Raw genomic sequence first — 702 nt, forward strand, 5'->3', positions numbered from 1 at the left:
ACTTCACACCGGGGCGATAAATACGTGCCACCGCACCAGTAAACCATTTTTTAGTTACCTCTCGGGAGTATTCTGTATCTTCTACACCTAAATAATCTATAAAGATTCGTTCTATCCGTTTTATACCGTCCCATTTCTCTGCTTCAATAAACGCTTTAACAGGGTGATGATGTCTTGCATTCGCTGATTGTAAAAGACTTGCCATAATCGTATTTTTATCTACTTTAAACTTTTTCGTTTCGTCTAGAAAGGCTCTTAATAGTACGGTGTCACTGTCCGACCATTCTAAGCCTTTCTCTTTTTCCCATGGGAATTTTTTGACTTTCTCAATGCGATGGGAAAACTCGTTATACACAACACCTTGTTTTAAAGAGGGTAAATTCTCTAGGAATAAGTAGCCATTATAGATAGAGGAATCAAGCGTGCCTTTCGTGTTATATCTTAGCTCTGTGATCCAATCGTCATTTTCCCCTAGTTCGTCTTCAATATCTCCAAAATCTTCGCTAGCCTCTCTAAATCGCTCTCTAACCAGTTCTTTTTTTACTTCTTTATCTTTTTCAGCAAATTCTCTCATCGCTGTATAAGATGGATACCGATTGACAGGCGTATTAGGTGTTACACTATCGTCTAAGTCACCGAAAAGATGAATGCGAACAAGGTCAAAGGCATTAGCTAATTGATTGCCCACTGGGTCTGTTCCAT

The 702-nt window shown here is 39.0% G+C and carries 1 protein-coding gene; it reads right to left on the minus strand.

Annotated elements, in window-relative coordinates; translation table 11 throughout:
• Positions 1-688: VapE domain-containing protein (locus tag KHQ28_RS29660; protein ID WP_211777827.1), on the minus strand; the 688-nt coding region annotated here is incomplete at its 3' end.
• Positions 689-702: the final 14 nt, after the last annotated feature.

Source organism: Klebsiella sp. 28 (assembly GCF_018223905.1).
Taxonomy (GTDB): Bacteria; Pseudomonadota; Gammaproteobacteria; order Enterobacterales; family Enterobacteriaceae; genus Klebsiella; species Klebsiella pneumoniae.